The following is a 14,114-nucleotide window of genomic DNA, read 5'->3' as shown; positions in this document are numbered from 1 at the left end:
TTCGGCCCGACCGGGCGTGCGACACCCGCGCCCCGACCGGCGGAGTGGCGGGGCGCGCGGTGGTGTGACGAGGGGTGTTGTAAGGGGGTGCTCGGGGTCGTTCGGTGCCGTGCGGGGCTGTTCGGGTCAGAAGACCCCGCCGAAGAGACCGCCGTGCGCCATGCCCAGGAAGAACCCGAAGCCGGAGAGACCCAGGCCCAGGATCAGCCCGAAGCGCTCACGTGTAGTAACCGATACCCACTGTCCGTAGGCGCCGGTCATGATCCCGATCAGCCCGGTCCAGGAGCTGATCAGATGCAGGCTGTGGAACTGGGCCGTGACGAAGGAGAGGACTCCCAGCGTCAGCGTCACCGCGAGCAGTGTGTCCTGGAGGGGGTGGGACTTGCCGTCGGTGGCGAAGAGGGAACCGGCGGTGTTGGGTCGCAATGCCTGTGCCATGGGGCACCTCCTGCGAGAGGGCGGCGCATCGTAGCGCCATACACACCCGTTGTGTACAGATTGTGGGCCCTCCCGGCCGGATTTCAACCGGACGCGGGTGTGCGGGTAGTCTGTACCGTCTGCAACCGGTGTCTGCCCAGTCCGGGGCCGGAGCACACTGCCCGGACCGGAGCGGGGACGCCCCGACGACCCACTCGATTGTCAGTGGCGCCCGATACCGTTGCGTACGCATCACAACCCTCCTGCCACGGAACGACCGTGGCCGCTGAGTCCAAAGGAGGTGGGTTCCACATGCGTCACTACGAGGTGATGGTCATCCTCGACCCCGATCTCGAGGAGCGTTCTGTCTCCCCGCTGATCGAGAACTTCCTCTCTGTCGTCCGTGACGGCGGCGGAAAGGTCGAGAAGGTCGACACCTGGGGCCGTCGTCGTCTCTCGTACGAGATCAAGAAGAAGCCCGAGGGCATCTACTCGGTCATCGACCTCCAGGCCGAGCCTGGGGTCGTCAAGGAGCTCGACCGCCAGATGAACCTGAACGAGTCGGTCCTCCGGACCAAGGTCCTCCGCCCCGAGACCCACTGAGCCTCGGCTCAGCTGATCCCGGGATTCGAGTAGCAGCAAGCAGCCAGCAGCAAACCCGCCGAGAGGTTCACCCATGGCAGGCGAGACCGTCATCACGGTCGTCGGCAATCTTGTCGACGACCCCGAGCTGCGCTTCACCCCGTCCGGTGCGGCCGTCGCGAAGTTCCGTGTCGCGTCCACTCCCCGCACCTTCGACCGCCAGACCAATGAGTGGAAGGACGGCGAGAGCCTGTTCCTGACCTGCTCGGTATGGCGCCAGGCGGCTGAGAACGTCGCCGAGTCGCTCCAGCGAGGCATGCGCGTCATCGTGCAGGGCCGGCTGAAGCAGCGGTCCTACGAGGACCGTGAGGGCGTGAAGCGCACGGTCTACGAGCTGGATGTCGAAGAAGTCGGGCCCAGCCTGCGCAACGCCACGTCCAAGGTCACCAAGACCAGCGGTCGGGGTGGCCAGGGCGGTGGCGGCGGCTTCGGCGGCGGCGGCCAGCAGGGCGGCGGCTGGGGCGGTGGCTCCGGTGGCGGCCAGCAGGGCGGCGGCGCTCCGGCTGACGACCCCTGGGCGACCGGCGCTCCCGCCGGTGGCAACCAGGGCGGCGGCGGTGGCTGGGGCGGTGGCTCCAGCTCCGGCTCCGGCGGCAGTGGCGGCGGCTACTCGGACGAACCCCCCTTCTAATAGCGACGGGCCCCGTGCCCGTGGTCGAAGGCGGGTCGTACCCACACTTCTTGATCACACAGGAGAAACACCATGGCGAAGCCGCCTGTGCGCAAGCCGAAGAAGAAGGTCTGCGCATTCTGCAAGGACAAGGTCCAGTACGTGGACTACAAGGACACGAACATGCTGCGGAAGTTCATTTCCGACCGCGGCAAGATCCGTGCCCGCCGCGTGACCGGCAACTGCACGCAGCACCAGCGTGACGTCGCCACGGCCGTCAAGAACAGCCGTGAGATGGCGCTGCTGCCCTACACCTCCACCGCGCGCTAAGGGAAGGGTGACCGACACATGAAGATCATCCTGACCCATGAGGTCACCGGCCTCGGTGCCGCGGGCGACGTCGTCGACGTCAAGGACGGTTACGCTCGCAACTACCTGATCCCGCGGAAGTTCGCTATCCGCTGGACCAAGGGTGGCGAGAAGGACGTCGCGCAGATCCGTCGTGCGCGCAAGATCCACGAGATCCAGACCATCGAGCAGGCCAACACCGTGAAGGCCCAGCTGGAGGGCGTGAAGGTCCGTCTGGCCGTCCGCTCCGGCGACGCCGGTCGGCTCTTCGGTTCCGTCACCCCGGCCGACATCGCCTCGGCGATCAAGGCCGCTGGTGGTCCCGAGGTCGACAAGCGCCGGATCGAGCTGGGCTCGCCCATCAAGACCCTGGGCGCCCACGAGACGTCCGTGCGACTGCACCCCGAGGTGGCCGCCAAGGTCAACATCGAGGTCGTCGCGGCGTGACGCTGCGTTCGGTCTGACCGGGCGTGACACCACGCGTGGTCTGAGCGGTTCCCCGGCGTGAGCGGATCCTCGATCTGAGGAGCCGCGATCGACGGAGCCGCTGTGGCTGAGAGAAGGGCCGTACCCCTCGGGGTGCGGCCCTTCTGCGTGGGCGGGCGGAAGCGGCCGGGGAAGCGGTCGGGTCCGTGTCTTGGCTGGCTGACTGCCGCTATGCGTGGCCGTCTGCGGCCTCACGTGGCTACCGTGTTGCGCGGCTGTCCACGGCTGCTGGGGGCGTCCGGGCGTGTTCACGTGATGTTTCACGTGAAACACGGCGGGACGTGGGGGCGGCGTCAGCGGGCCGCGCCGGTGACGAGCCAGCGGCCGGAGCGGGTGCGCCACCACAGGGTCAGCAGCCGCATGGTCATCATCAGTGTCATGGCCAGCCACAGCGCGGTCAGCGCGCCACCGAGGGCCGGTACCAGCAGGGCGACCGGGGCGAAGACGGCCAGGGTGAGGATCATGGCCCAGGCCAGATAGCGTCCGTCGCCCGCGCCCATCAGGACGCCGTCCAGCACGAAGACCACACCGCACAGGGGCTGGGCCAGCGCGACGACGACCAGTGCGGGCAGGGCCGCGTCGATGACCGCGCTGTCGCTGGTGAACAGGGGCAGGAAGAGCGGTCGGGCGGCGACCACCAGAAATCCGAGGGCGATTCCCACGGTGATCCCCCACTCGACCATCCGGCGGCAGACCTGCCGGGCGCCCTCGATGTCCCCGGCACCGAGATGACGTCCGATGATGGCCTGTCCCGCGATGGCGATGGCGTCGAGGGCGAAGGCGAGCAGGTTCCAGAGGGACAGCACGATCTGGTGGGCGGCGATCTCGGCGTCCCCGAGCCCGGCGGCGACGGCGGTGGCGATCATCAGGATCGCGCGCAGCGACAGCGTACGGACCAGGAGCGGGACGCCCGCCTGCGCGGAGGCGCGTATCCCGGCGGTGTCGGGGCGCAGGGAGGCGCCGTGGCGACGGGCGCCCCGGACCACCACGAAGAGGTAGGCGGCGGCCATGCCCCACTGGGCGATGACGGTGCCCCAGGCGGAGCCGGCGACACCGAGTCCGGCGCCGTAGACGAGGGCGAGGTTGAGGACGGCGTTGGCTATGAAGCCCGCGAGGGCGACATAGAGGGGCGTTCTGGTGTCCTGGAGGCCGCGTAGTACGCCGGTCGCGGCGAAGACGATGAGCATCGCCGGGATGCCGAGCGCGGAGATACGCAGATAGGTGAGGGCGTAGGGGGCGGCCGTGTCGGAGGTGCCGAAGAGGTCGATCAGGGCCGGGGCGGTGGGCAGGACGGCCGCGACGACGACGGCGCCCAGCAGCAGGGCCAGCCAGATGCCGTCCATGCCCTGGCGTATGGCGGCCTGGAGGTCACCGGCGCCGACCCGGCGGGCGACGGCGGCGGTGGTGGCGTAGGCGAGGAAGACGAAGACGCTCACGGCGGTCAGCAGCAGGGCGGAGGCGACGCCCAGTCCGGCGAGTTGGGCGGTGCCGAGGTGGCCCACGATGGCGCTGTCCGCCAGGACGAAGAGGGGCTCGGCGACGAGTGCGCCGAAGGCCGGGACGGCCAGCGCGACGATCTCACGGTCGTGCCGGCGCCGGGCAGCCTTGGGTGTCGCGGGAGCCTGTGTCATGAGCACAAATGTAATCGTCCACAGGTAAGAGATGCAAAGCGATTGAGACCCTTACTTGTGGTTGCGGTGTGTGTGTTCTTCCGCACGGCTCGAAGTGATCTTGGGCCGACTGGGGAAGTTTTTCTTCTGCACAGCCGGTGGATGGTGAAGGTGCAGGTCAAGGAGGCTGTGCTGGGGGATGGTCAGGCTTGTTCACAGCGCTGTCCACCGGGTCGTGCACAGGTTTCGAGGGGTTCTCCACAGCATCCGGGCCGTCGTCCACATGGCCTGTGGATAACCAGATTGGCTGACGGTGCCGAGGGGCCTAACGTGGTCCGGCGCCCTCTCCCTTCGACGGCTGACGAACCGTCATAAAACCGACGCGCCACAACCGGAGCCGGGCCTCTTATTTGTCAGTGCCGTGCCGTAGAAATGAAGGGCACGGCGAGGTCCGCTCGGCGGACGGGAGGAGGTGGCTCGGTGAGTATTTCCGAGCCCTTGGACGACCCGTGGGCCGACAGTGGTCCAAGTGATCGTCTGCCCTCCCGGCGGCGTGGCGAGGGCGGGCGGGGCCGCGACGACCAGCACGACCGGGGGCGGGACAACGGGGAGTGGGACGGCGCGGGACCGGCCTTCGAGCGGGTCCCGCCGCAGGACCTCAACGCCGAGCAGTCCGTGCTCGGCGGCATGCTGCTCTCCAAGGACGCCATCGCCGACGTCGTGGAGATCCTCAAGGGCCATGACTTCTACAAGCCCGCGCACGAGACGATCTACCAGGCGATCCTCGACATCTACGCCAAGGGCGAACCGGCCGACCCGATCACCATCGCAGCGGAGCTGACCAAGCGCGGCGAGATCAACAAGGTCGGCGGGGCGTCCTATCTGCACACCCTGGTGCAGACGGTGCCGACGGCGGCCAACGCCGAGTACTACGCGGAGATCGTGCACGAACGGGCGGTCCTGCGCCGCCTGGTGGAGGCCGGAACCCGCATCACCCAGATGGGATACGCCGCCGACGACGACGTCGACGAGATCGTCAACCGCGCCCAGGCGGAGATCTACGCCGTCACCGAGCAGCGCACCAGCGAGGACTATCTGCCGCTCGGCGACATCATGGAGGGCGCGCTCGACGAGATCGAGGCGATCGGCTCGCGCACGGGCGAGATGACCGGTGTGCCGACCGGCTTCACCGACTTCGACTCCCTCACCAACGGGCTGCACCCCGGCCAGATGATCGTCATCGCCGCCCGTCCCGCCATGGGCAAGTCCACGCTGGCGCTGGACTTCGCACGGGCCGCCTCGATCAAGAACAATCTGCCGAGCGTCATCTTCTCGCTCGAAATGGGCCGCAATGAGATCGCGATGCGTCTGCTGTCGGCGGAGGCGCGGGTGGCGCTGCACCATATGCGCTCGGGCACGATGACCGACGAGGACTGGACACGGCTGGCCCGCCGTATGCCGGATGTCTCGGCGGCCCCGCTCTACATCGACGACTCACCGAACCTGTCGATGATGGAGATCCGTGCCAAGTGCCGCCGCCTCAAGCAGCGCAACGATCTGCGGCTGGTCGTCATCGACTATCTCCAGCTGATGCAGGCGGGTGGCTCCAAGCGGTCCGAGAGCCGTCAGCAGGAGGTCTCGGACATGTCCCGTAACCTCAAGCTCCTCGCCAAGGAGCTGGAGGTCCCGGTGATCGCGCTCTCCCAGCTCAACCGAGGCCCCGAGCAGCGTACGGACAAGAAGCCGATGGTCTCCGACCTGCGTGAGTCCGGCTCCATCGAGCAGGACGCCGACATGGTCATCCTGCTCCACCGCGAGGACGCCTATGAGAAGGAGTCCCCCCGGGCGGGCGAGGCGGACCTGATCGTCGCCAAGCACCGAAACGGTCCTACGGCCACGATCACGGTGGCCTTCCAGGGGCATTACTCGCGGTTCGTGGATATGGCGCAGACCTGATTCGAGCGGGTGTGGGCGGGCTTGCGGACGGCGGACATTCCGGTGGCTGTCCCGCTGCCGTAGCCGTACGCGGAGGGAACCGGCGGGCGGTGGGCGGGGTCGGCGACACCGCTGTCGGGCCCGTCGAGCGGTGCGGCGTACGCGCGGCGGTCGATGGGGCCGCGTGCACGCGGCGGTCGATGGGGCCGCGTGCGGGCGCGGCGTCACCGGGCCGGCTCCTCCGGGGTCACCCGTGGAGCGGCCCGCCCGTGGCGCCCGGCCGGGTGCTCAGCGCCGTGTCTCGTACCTGGTGAGGACCACGCCGCCGGGAAGCGTCCGTGTCTCCACCAGGTCCAGGTTCACCCAGTTGTCCAGCGCGGTGAAGAACGGTGTGCCGCCGCCCACCAGGACCGGTGCGGTGGCCAGCACGTACTCGTCGATCAGCCCCGCTCGCATGGCCGCCGCGGCGAGAGTCGCGCCGCCGATGGTCATCGGGCCGCCGTCCTCGGTCTTGAGCCGGGTGATCTCGGCGATCGCGTCGCCGGTGACCAGGCGGGTGTTCCAGTCGACCTTCTCGATGGTCGAGGAGAACACCACCTTCGGCATATCCCGCCAGTTCCGGGCGAACTCGATCTCCGCCGGGGTGGCGCCCGGCAGTTGGTCGCCGGTCGGCCAGTAGGAGCTCATCGTCTGCCACAGCTTGCGCCCGTACAGCGTCAGGCCGCTCGACTGCTCGTAGTCGAGCCACCACTGGAACAGCTCCTGGCTAGGCGGTCCGCCCCAGCTGATGTCGTCGCCGGGTGCGGCGATATAGCCGTCCAGGGACAGGTTCATGCCGTAGATCAGTTTCCGCATGGCGTCAGCTTCCCGTGAGTCGGTCTCGCGCGTACAGACCGGCGCGGCGCGGGAAACTCATCGGTGCGTGCTTTCAGGTGCGGTCTTTAGATGTCCGTCGGCGCCGTGACCTGCGTCTGTGTGTGCGTGCGGTAGCGGGCGAGTGCCTCTCTGGCGTCCGGGACGAAGTCCTCATGGCGGGACAGGGCGTGGACCTCGGACTCCGGTAGCCAGTCGTACCAGGCCACCTCCGCCGGGTGCGGGCGGAGCGGTGTGTCGATCACGACCTCGTGCAGGGCCAGCCAGTAGGGGCTGATCACGCCCTCGCACAGGAACTTGAGCACAAACCGTGGGCGCGTCTCGACCCCTGTCTCCTCCGCCAGTTCACGGGCGGCGGCCGTCTCGTAGGACTCGCCCACCCGCACCGCGCCGCCCAGCATCCAGTTGAGCAGGCCCGGGAACAGGGCCGCGTCGGCCGGTCGTCGATGGACGAGGACCCGTCCGGCGGGGTCGCGGCAGACGACGGTCGCGATGCGGTGCAGCCATCCGCGCTCGATGGCCTCCGCCCTGTCCACGACGGACACGATCTCGTCGCGCTCGTTCACCCGCTCGACCGGTTCGCTCCGCTCGGTCCGGTCCGTCGGTTCGGTGGCTCTGTCCATGAGGACACGGTGACATGGGGGAGGGGCCGCCTTCTGGGGGACCGTCGGGGGAACCTGGCGGCTACCGGGGGAAATGCGGTCGACGCCGGGCGGGCGGGAAGGTGGACTTGGCCCATGACGACACCTCACGAAGAACTGCTTCCCCAGACGCGCCGCGCGCTGCTGCACCGTATCGCCGTCGGGCAGGTCGAGGGGCGGGCGCCCTCGCTGGTCGCGGCCGTGGTGCGGGGCGGGCGGACGGTGTGGACCGGGGCGCGCAGTTCCGTGGACGGACCGGTACCGGACGAGAACACGCAGTTCAGAATCGGGTCCATCTCCAAGACCTTCACGGCCGTCCTCGTGCTGCGGCTGCGGGACGAGGGGCTGCTCGATCTGTCGGATCCCGTGGAGAAGCACCTTCCGGGCCTCGGACTCGCCGATGTCACCGTCGCCCAACTCCTCGCCCACACCGGCGGACTGGCCGCCGAGTCACCCGCGCCCTGGTGGGAGCGGACACCCGGCACGCTCCGCCCGGAACTGGGTGACGTACTCGGCGAGCAGCCCTTCCGGCATCCCGTGGGCCGACGGTTCCACTACTCCAATCCCGGTTACAGCGTCCTCGGCGCCCTGGTCGAGAAGGTGCGCGGAGTGTCCTGGGAGGACGCGCTCAGGGCGGAGGTGCTGGAGCCGCTCGGGCTGGACCGTACGAGCGGGCTGCCCCGGGCGCCGTACGCCGACGGCTGGGCCGTCCATCCCTGGGCCGATGTGCTGCTGCGCGAACCCGCTGAGGACCTCGGTGTCATGGCGTCCGCCGGGCAGCTCTGGTCGACCGCCGCCGACCTGGCCCGCTTCGCCGTCTTCCTGGCGCGGGGCGACGGGCGGGTGCTGAGCGCCGAGACGGTACGGGAGATGCGGGTCCCGGCGACGCCCGGGGAGGCCGCCGATGTCGTCGACGGATCCAGCTACGGGCTCGGCCTCCAGCTCCAGCGGTACGACGGGCGGCTGCTCGTGGGCCACTCGGGCTCGCTGCCGGGTTTCCTGGCGAACCTCAGCATCAGCGTGGACGACGATGTCGCCGCGGTCGTCCTCACCAACTGCACCTCCGGCCCGATGCCGTCCCTCATCGGCGCCGACCTCGTGCGGATCGTCGCCGAGGCCGAACCGCGGATTCCCGAGCCCTGGCGGCCCCTGCGGGAGGTCGATCCGGCAGTTCTGGAACTGGCCGGACAGTGGTACTGGGGGACGAGCGGGTTCGCCCTGCGGGTGACCACCGACGGGACGCTCTCGCTCGGGCCGTTCAGCGGCGGTGGCCGCCGTTCCCGGTTCCGTGCCAACGGCGACGGCACCTGGACCGGGCTGGAGGGCTACTACGCGGGGGAGCTGCTGACCGCCGTACGCCGTCCCGACGGCTCCGTGAGCCATCTCGACCTCGGCTCGTTCGTCTTCACCCGGCAGCCGTACGACGACACCGCTCCGGTGCCGGGCGGAGTGGACCCGGAAGGCTGGCGGGGGGTCGGATAGCGGATCGGAGGGTGGGAGATCGGACAGCGGATCGGCGGGCTGGGGGCGGACAGCGGATCGGAGGGTGAGGGGATCGGTTGGCGGCTCGTGGGCGGACTGGAGCCAGCCCTCCCCGATGTCCGTTCTCTCGCGTGGTGCGGTGTTTCACGTGAAACTGCGCTGTTTCACGTGAAACACCGTGCTCGGTCGCCCGGCGCCGCGCCATGCGGGGTCGGCAGGCGGACGGCTCGGCGCCCGGCGCGTCACCGGGTGGCGTTTCGCCTACCGCCTCACAGTTGGAGCTTGAACCCCACATGGGACGCCGTGAACCCCAGCCGCTCATAGAAGCGGTGTGCGTCCGTGCGGGTCGCGTCCGAGGTCAACTGGACCAGGTGGCAGCCCCGCTGCCGTGACTCCGCCACCGCCCACTCGATCAGCCGCGAGCCGAGCCCGCTGCCGCGCTCGTCCGCGTGGACGCGGACGGCCTCGATGATCGAGCGGGTGGCGCCCCGGCGGGAGAGCCCGGGGACGATCGTGAGCTGGAGTGTGCCGATCACCCGCTGGTCGCGGACGGCGACCACCAGATGCTGGTTCGGATCGGCGGCGATGCGCTCGTACGCCGCCAGGTACGGGGCCGGGTCGTCCGGCGATTCGCGCCGGGCGCCGAGTGGATCGTCGGCGAACATGCCGACGATCGCCGGGATGTCCGCCGCCGTGGCACGGCGTATTTCAAGATCTCCCATGCTCCGCACCCTACGCGGGCACCTTCAGCGACTCGACGACCCGCACCAGCGGTGTCAGCTCCGGGTTCAGGGCCGCTTGGTCGAGGGCTTCACGCAGCGCGCTGTCGTTGGTGGGCCGGGCCTCGGTCAGCAGGGCGAGGCCCGCTTCGGTGACATTGGTGTAGATGCCCCGGCGGTCGGTCGGGCACAGGTAGCGCTCCAGCAGACCCCGGTCCTCCAGCCGGGTCACCAGCCGGGTGGTGGCGCTCTGGCTGAGGACCACCGCGTCCGCGACCTGCTTCATCTGGAGATGCCCACCGTCGCCGTCGTGCTGGCGGCTGAGCACATCCAGCAGGGAGTACTCGCGCACGCTCAGATCGTGACCGGCCTGGAGCGCGCGCTCGATGTGCGCCTCGATCCTGCCGTGCAGCAGGGAGAGGGCGCACCAGCCCTGGGCGAGGGCGGTGAGCGCGGGGTCCGTCGCTGTCATGGGTTCCTCCTCCGTCCTGGAGCCGCTGACGACCAGGATAGAGCAGCGTTGCAATATCCCGCTCTTGCGGATATACCGCGTGTGCAATTAATGTGAGAGCTGGCAAAGCGCATACGCAATCGTTGGAAGGTCCCTCCCTCTCATGCCTCTCGCGCTCCTGGCCCTCGCGATCGGGGCCTTCGGAATCGGCACGACCGAGTTCGTGATCATGGGCCTGCTGCCCGAGGTCGCGGCCGACTTCGGGGTCTCCATCCCCACGGCCGGTTTCCTGGTGACGGGCTACGCCCTGGGCGTGGTGCTGGGCGCCCCGCTGATGACCGTCCTCGGCACCCGGATCTCCCGCAAGCGGATGCTGATGGTGCTGATGGGGCTGTTCGTGCTCGGCAATCTGCTGTCCGCCCTGGCCCCCGCCTTCGGCGTCATGCTGGCCGGCCGTGTGGTCGCCTCACTCGCCCATGGCGCCTTCTTCGGCATCGGCGCGGTCGTCGCGGCCGAACTGGTCGCCCCGACGAAGAAGGCCGGTGCCATCGCCATGATGTTCACCGGACTCACGGTCGCCAATGTCGTCGGGGTGCCGCTGGGCACCCTCGTCGGACAGTCCGCGGGATGGCGTGTCACCTTCGCCGGCGTCGCCGCGCTGGGCGTGCTCGGCCTCGCGGGCATCGCCCTGCTCGTCCCCGATCTGCCCAGGCCGGACGGCGTCCGTCTACGCCATGAACTGGCCGCCTTCAAGAACGCCCAGGTTCTGCTGGCCATGGCGATGACCGTCCTGGGCTTCGGCGGGGTCTTCGCCGCCATCACCTACATCGCGCCGATGATGACCCAGGTCGCCGGGTACGCCGACGGCTCCGTCACCTGGCTGCTGGTCCTGTTCGGCCTGGGCATGGTCGGCGGCAATCTCGTCGGCGGCCGTCTCGCCGACCGCGCCCTGATGCCCCTCCTCTATGTCTCGCTGGGCGCCCTCGCCGTCGTCCTCGCCCTCTTCACGCTCACCGCGCACGACAAGGTCCTCTCGGCGGTCACCGTCTTCCTGGTCGGCGCCCTCGGTTTCGCCACCGTGCCGCCGCTCCAGAAGCGGGTCCTCGACCAGGCGCACGGCGCCCCGACGCTCGCCTCGGCGGTCAACATCGGCGCCTTCAACCTCGGCAACGCCCTCGCCGCCTGGCTCGGCGGGATCGTCATCTCCGCGGGCCTGGGCTATACCGCGCCCAACTGGGTCGGCGGGCTGCTCGCCGCCGCGGCACTGGTCCTCGCGGTGGTGTCGGCCGCGCTGGAGCGGCGCACGGGCCCGACCGGCGAGGTGGTCGCGGGCTCGGGCACCGGCGCCGCAGCGGTGACGGAGGGGTCAGAGGGGGCGGGTGAGCGGGCCGCGGTCACGAGTACGGGCACGCGTTCCTAATAGGGGACGTCACTGACCAGGGACGTCCCTGGCCGAGCAGTCCCTGCCCACGTCCCCCGGTCCGTCCGCCCGTCTCCCCGCTGCCGCCTCAGCCCGCCGCGACCGACAGCGGAGCGAACCGCCGACTCCAGTCCCCCGGCAGCTCACCCATCCCGTACGTCATCACCGTGTTGAACGCCACGGACTCGAGCCCCCGCTCCTTCGCCCAGGTGAGCAGCTCGGTGTGCCGTACGTCGATATCGGTGCGCAGCGGGCGGTCGGTGTGGGCGGCGAGGGAGGTCACGAGTGCCTTCGCCGTCTCCGTGTCGCGGGCGATCAGCGGGCCGACGACCTGGGTGTCCATATTGGGCCAGGCACCGGCGTAGCCGATGATCCGGCCGTCCTCCTCGGCGACCCGCAACTGGTCGGCGAAGGCGGGGAGCCGCGTGATCAGGTGCGTACGGTCGCTGCCGAACACCGCGCCGTCCAGGCGGAGCAGTGCCGCGATGTCCTCGGCGGTGGCGGCCCGGGTGGTGACGCGGGGCGCCGGCCCGCCGGGGATGAAGTGCCCGAGCACCATCTCGGCCCGCCCGGTGGCCTTGAAGCCCAGTTCCTCGTAGAGGGGGCGCCCGTACGGTGTCGCGTGGAGGGTCAGCGGGGTGGTGCTCATCTCGGCGACGACATGGCGCATCAACCGTCGTGCGACGCCCTTGCGGGCATGTCGCGCGGCGACGAGCACCATGCCGATGGCCGCCAGATCGGGGCGGCCGTGAGGACCGTACTCGGTGACGACACAGGCGCTGACGAGTCCGCCGTCGGGGTCGTCGATGCCGTAGCCCTGTCCGGCGGAGAGGAGCAGGCCCCACTTGTGCTCCTCGCGTGGCCACCCCCTGTCCTCGGACAAGTCGGCGCAGTCCCGAAGATCGCGGCGGGTCAGACGGCGGATGGGCAGATCGGCGAGCGAAGAGGTGGGCACGCAGGTCAGGCTGTCCGACGGGCGGCCCCGCCGTCCACCTGTTTCGACGGACACGTGCTGCCATTTGGCCACGCCGGGGCTCGACGGACACCACGGTCATGGGCAGGGGGTGTTTCACGTGAAACACCGGCGAACGGACGGCATCGTCGCGGCTGTCGGGTCGGCGGGGGCGACAGGGATGAGCGGTAGGGATGAGCGGCTGGGATCGGGGATGGGGCGGGAGATGAGTGGAGGTGGGCGGAGCGGGGCGGGATGGAGTGGGCCTCAAGGGAGTGGGGGCGGGCGGAGTGGAGGGGGCGGGGTGGAAGCGGGCGGAGGCGGATAGCCTGCGGTGCCATGCCGAGACTGCATCTGTTCGACCTCGACGGCACCCTGCTGTACGGAACCTCCGCGCCGCTGGAGATCTCACGCCAACTCGGTCTGGAGGCCGAGACACTGACGCTGGAGCAGGAGATCGCGGCGGGACTCATCGGCCCGCCGCAGTACGCGGAGCGGATCTACGCGCTGTGGGCCGGACTGACCGACCCGCAGGTCACGGCGGCGTTCGAGGGCGCTCCTTGGCTCGCCGGGATTCGCGAGGTCTGGGCCGAGATCAGGCGAGCCGGTGACTACTGTGCCGTCATATCGCTGTCACCGTCCTTCTTCGTGGAGCGGCTGACCGGCTGGGGAGCGCACGCGGCCTTCGGATCTCGGTTTCCCGCCGTGCCGTTCACCGAGCCGCTCGATCTCACGGGAGTGCTCAGCGCGGCGGCGAAGGTACGGATCGCGGATCGGCTGTGCGCACGGTTCGGCGTGACCCGGGCCGAGTGTGTGGCGTACGGGGATTCGGGGTCGGACAGGGATCTCTTCGGTGCGGTGCCGGTGTCCGTCGCGGTCAACGCGAGCCGTCGGCTGGCCGGGCTCGCGACCCATTCCTACACCGGGAGGGATCTGTGGGATGCCTATGAATTGGTCCGGCGCGCCCGGTAATTGAGGGAACGGATGGTTCGCACCCGCTCTGCCCGTCCGGGCCCCGATGCCGGGGCCAGTGGGGACTTGTGCGCCGGGCGGTGGCCGGTATGGTCGACTCCGGTTCCTCTGTGGGCGGCCGGTGCCGACCTGGTGCGGGGCTGAAAACAGGGCGGATGAGCATACTGCGGCCAATGTCACACTCTGGCCCTTTCCTATCCGTGCGGACTGCATATACGGGTTGAATGTGCTGAGTTGGCCGGGCAGTCGACACGGCAAGCCGTCTTCCAGGGAAAGCAGGCATCTTCCGAGCGAGGAAGTGCACCGACCGACCGAAAGATGTTCGAGGCGATACACGGCATGGACGCTCCGACCACCACATCGGCCGACAACGGCACTTCCGGGGGCGGAGGCGGTTGGTTCACGCCACGCAAACAGCCCGCTCCGGGGCAGGGCAGCAGTGAGCAGGGGGCGACGGACGGGCGCCGCTTGGCGGGAATGCGGACGGTACGGAAGCCGTCCGGGGGTTCTCCCGGGGCGCCGGGGGGCGCGGCGGGCCCCCCGGAGGGGCAGGGCG

The 14,114-nt window shown here is 69.7% G+C and carries 15 protein-coding genes; 8 read left to right on the top strand and 7 right to left on the bottom strand.

Going from position 1 to position 14,114, the window contains the following annotated elements:
• Nucleotides 1–126: 126 nt before the first annotated feature.
• Nucleotides 127–438, bottom strand: a complete 312-nt coding sequence (locus AB0D49_RS07810) for a hypothetical protein (RefSeq protein ID WP_362752490.1) — start codon at nt 436–438, stop codon at nt 127–129.
• A 291-nt stretch (nt 439–729) separates the two neighbouring features.
• Here AB0D49_RS07810 and rpsF point away from each other — a divergent pair, with 291 nt between their 5' ends.
• The 4 genes from rpsF (at nt 730) to rplI (ending at nt 2,464) form a co-directional block, all read left to right on the top strand.
• Complete coding sequence (rpsF, locus tag AB0D49_RS07805; protein ID WP_362752487.1) at nt 730–1,020, top strand: 30S ribosomal protein S6; 291 nt, start codon at nt 730–732, stop codon at nt 1,018–1,020.
• 73 nt (nt 1,021–1,093) lie between these two features.
• A complete protein-coding gene (locus AB0D49_RS07800) occupies nt 1,094–1,690 on the top strand; it encodes a single-stranded DNA-binding protein (RefSeq protein ID WP_362752484.1) in 597 nt (198 codons plus the stop codon).
• A 72-nt stretch (nt 1,691–1,762) separates the two neighbouring features.
• Nucleotides 1,763–1,999: a 30S ribosomal protein S18 gene (gene rpsR / locus AB0D49_RS07795; protein WP_006381652.1), complete on the top strand. Its 237-nt coding sequence runs from the start codon at nt 1,763–1,765 to the stop codon at nt 1,997–1,999.
• A gap of 18 nt (nt 2,000–2,017) precedes the next feature.
• Nucleotides 2,018–2,464, top strand: coding sequence for a 50S ribosomal protein L9 (rplI, locus tag AB0D49_RS07790; protein WP_355739065.1), 447 nt, complete (start codon nt 2,018–2,020; stop codon nt 2,462–2,464).
• A 332-nt stretch (nt 2,465–2,796) separates the two neighbouring features.
• On the opposite strand, the gene AB0D49_RS07785 is transcribed toward rplI, so the two are convergent.
• Nucleotides 2,797–4,134 (bottom strand): MATE family efflux transporter, encoded by a 1,338-nt coding sequence (locus AB0D49_RS07785; protein ID WP_362752479.1) that lies wholly within the window; start codon nt 4,132–4,134, stop codon nt 2,797–2,799.
• A gap of 459 nt (nt 4,135–4,593) precedes the next feature.
• Between AB0D49_RS07785 and dnaB the strand changes: the two genes are divergently transcribed.
• On the top strand, nt 4,594–6,069 hold the full coding sequence (gene dnaB / locus AB0D49_RS07780) for a replicative DNA helicase (RefSeq protein ID WP_362752476.1): 1,476 nt from the start codon (nt 4,594–4,596) through the stop codon (nt 6,067–6,069).
• A 267-nt stretch (nt 6,070–6,336) separates the two neighbouring features.
• Here dnaB and AB0D49_RS07775 read toward each other — a convergent pair whose 3' ends face one another.
• Both AB0D49_RS07775 and AB0D49_RS07770 read right to left on the bottom strand, forming a co-directional pair.
• Entirely contained in the window at nt 6,337–6,903 is a 567-nt protein-coding gene (locus AB0D49_RS07775; RefSeq protein ID WP_362752473.1) for a dihydrofolate reductase family protein, read from the bottom strand.
• Nucleotides 6,904–6,989: 86 nt separating this feature from the next.
• On the bottom strand, nt 6,990–7,544 hold the full coding sequence (locus AB0D49_RS07770) for an NUDIX domain-containing protein (RefSeq protein ID WP_362752470.1): 555 nt from the start codon (nt 7,542–7,544) through the stop codon (nt 6,990–6,992).
• Between the two features lie 114 nt (nt 7,545–7,658).
• Here AB0D49_RS07770 and AB0D49_RS07765 point away from each other — a divergent pair, with 114 nt between their 5' ends.
• Nucleotides 7,659–9,044 carry a serine hydrolase domain-containing protein gene (locus AB0D49_RS07765; protein WP_362752467.1) on the top strand — a complete coding sequence of 462 codons (1,386 nt, stop codon included), beginning with the start codon at nt 7,659–7,661 and terminating at the stop codon, nt 9,042–9,044.
• A 269-nt stretch (nt 9,045–9,313) separates the two neighbouring features.
• On the opposite strand, the gene AB0D49_RS07760 is transcribed toward AB0D49_RS07765, so the two are convergent.
• Complete coding sequence (locus tag AB0D49_RS07760) at nt 9,314–9,766, bottom strand: GNAT family N-acetyltransferase (RefSeq protein ID WP_362752464.1); 453 nt, start codon at nt 9,764–9,766, stop codon at nt 9,314–9,316.
• Nucleotides 9,767–9,776: 10 nt separating this feature from the next.
• On the bottom strand, nt 9,777–10,235 hold the full coding sequence (locus AB0D49_RS07755) for a MarR family transcriptional regulator (RefSeq protein WP_362752461.1): 459 nt from the start codon (nt 10,233–10,235) through the stop codon (nt 9,777–9,779).
• Between the two features lie 142 nt (nt 10,236–10,377).
• On the opposite strand from AB0D49_RS07755, the gene AB0D49_RS07750 reads away from it, so the two are divergent.
• Nucleotides 10,378–11,634, top strand: coding sequence for an MFS transporter (locus tag AB0D49_RS07750; RefSeq protein WP_362752458.1), 1,257 nt, complete (start codon nt 10,378–10,380; stop codon nt 11,632–11,634).
• An 88-nt stretch (nt 11,635–11,722) separates the two neighbouring features.
• Here AB0D49_RS07750 and AB0D49_RS07745 read toward each other — a convergent pair whose 3' ends face one another.
• Nucleotides 11,723–12,589 (bottom strand): GNAT family N-acetyltransferase, encoded by an 867-nt coding sequence (locus AB0D49_RS07745; RefSeq protein ID WP_362752455.1) that lies wholly within the window; start codon nt 12,587–12,589, stop codon nt 11,723–11,725.
• Between the two features lie 336 nt (nt 12,590–12,925).
• Between AB0D49_RS07745 and AB0D49_RS07740 the strand changes: the two genes are divergently transcribed.
• On the top strand, nt 12,926–13,558 hold the full coding sequence (locus AB0D49_RS07740; protein ID WP_362752452.1) for an HAD-IB family phosphatase: 633 nt from the start codon (nt 12,926–12,928) through the stop codon (nt 13,556–13,558).
• Nucleotides 13,559–14,114: the final 556 nt, after the last annotated feature.

The organism is Streptomyces sp. NPDC048290, assembly GCF_040652095.1.
Taxonomy (GTDB): domain Bacteria; phylum Actinomycetota; class Actinomycetes; order Streptomycetales; family Streptomycetaceae; genus Streptomyces.
This window is presented reverse-complemented; position numbering and strand designations above follow the sequence as displayed.

Bases quoted from the DNA above. Each gene is read 5' to 3' on its own strand.
- AB0D49_RS07810 (WP_362752490.1), bottom strand. From the start codon at position 438: ATGGCACAGGCATTGCGACCCAACACCGCCGGTTCCCTCTTCGCCACC.
- rpsF (WP_362752487.1), top strand. From the start codon at position 730: ATGCGTCACTACGAGGTGATGGTCATCCTCGACCCCGATCTCGAGGAG.
- AB0D49_RS07800 (WP_362752484.1), top strand. From the start codon at position 1,094: ATGGCAGGCGAGACCGTCATCACGGTCGTCGGCAATCTTGTCGACGAC.
- rpsR (WP_006381652.1), top strand. From the start codon at position 1,763: ATGGCGAAGCCGCCTGTGCGCAAGCCGAAGAAGAAGGTCTGCGCATTC.
- rplI (WP_355739065.1), top strand. From the start codon at position 2,018: ATGAAGATCATCCTGACCCATGAGGTCACCGGCCTCGGTGCCGCGGGC.
- AB0D49_RS07785 (WP_362752479.1), bottom strand. From the start codon at position 4,134: ATGACACAGGCTCCCGCGACACCCAAGGCTGCCCGGCGCCGGCACGAC.
- AB0D49_RS07775 (WP_362752473.1), bottom strand. From the start codon at position 6,903: ATGCGGAAACTGATCTACGGCATGAACCTGTCCCTGGACGGCTATATC.
- AB0D49_RS07770 (WP_362752470.1), bottom strand. From the start codon at position 7,544: ATGGACAGAGCCACCGAACCGACGGACCGGACCGAGCGGAGCGAACCG.
- AB0D49_RS07765 (WP_362752467.1), top strand. From the start codon at position 7,659: ATGACGACACCTCACGAAGAACTGCTTCCCCAGACGCGCCGCGCGCTG.
- AB0D49_RS07760 (WP_362752464.1), bottom strand. From the start codon at position 9,766: ATGGGAGATCTTGAAATACGCCGTGCCACGGCGGCGGACATCCCGGCG.
- AB0D49_RS07755 (WP_362752461.1), bottom strand. From the start codon at position 10,235: ATGACAGCGACGGACCCCGCGCTCACCGCCCTCGCCCAGGGCTGGTGC.
- AB0D49_RS07750 (WP_362752458.1), top strand. From the start codon at position 10,378: ATGCCTCTCGCGCTCCTGGCCCTCGCGATCGGGGCCTTCGGAATCGGC.
- AB0D49_RS07740 (WP_362752452.1), top strand. From the start codon at position 12,926: ATGCCGAGACTGCATCTGTTCGACCTCGACGGCACCCTGCTGTACGGA.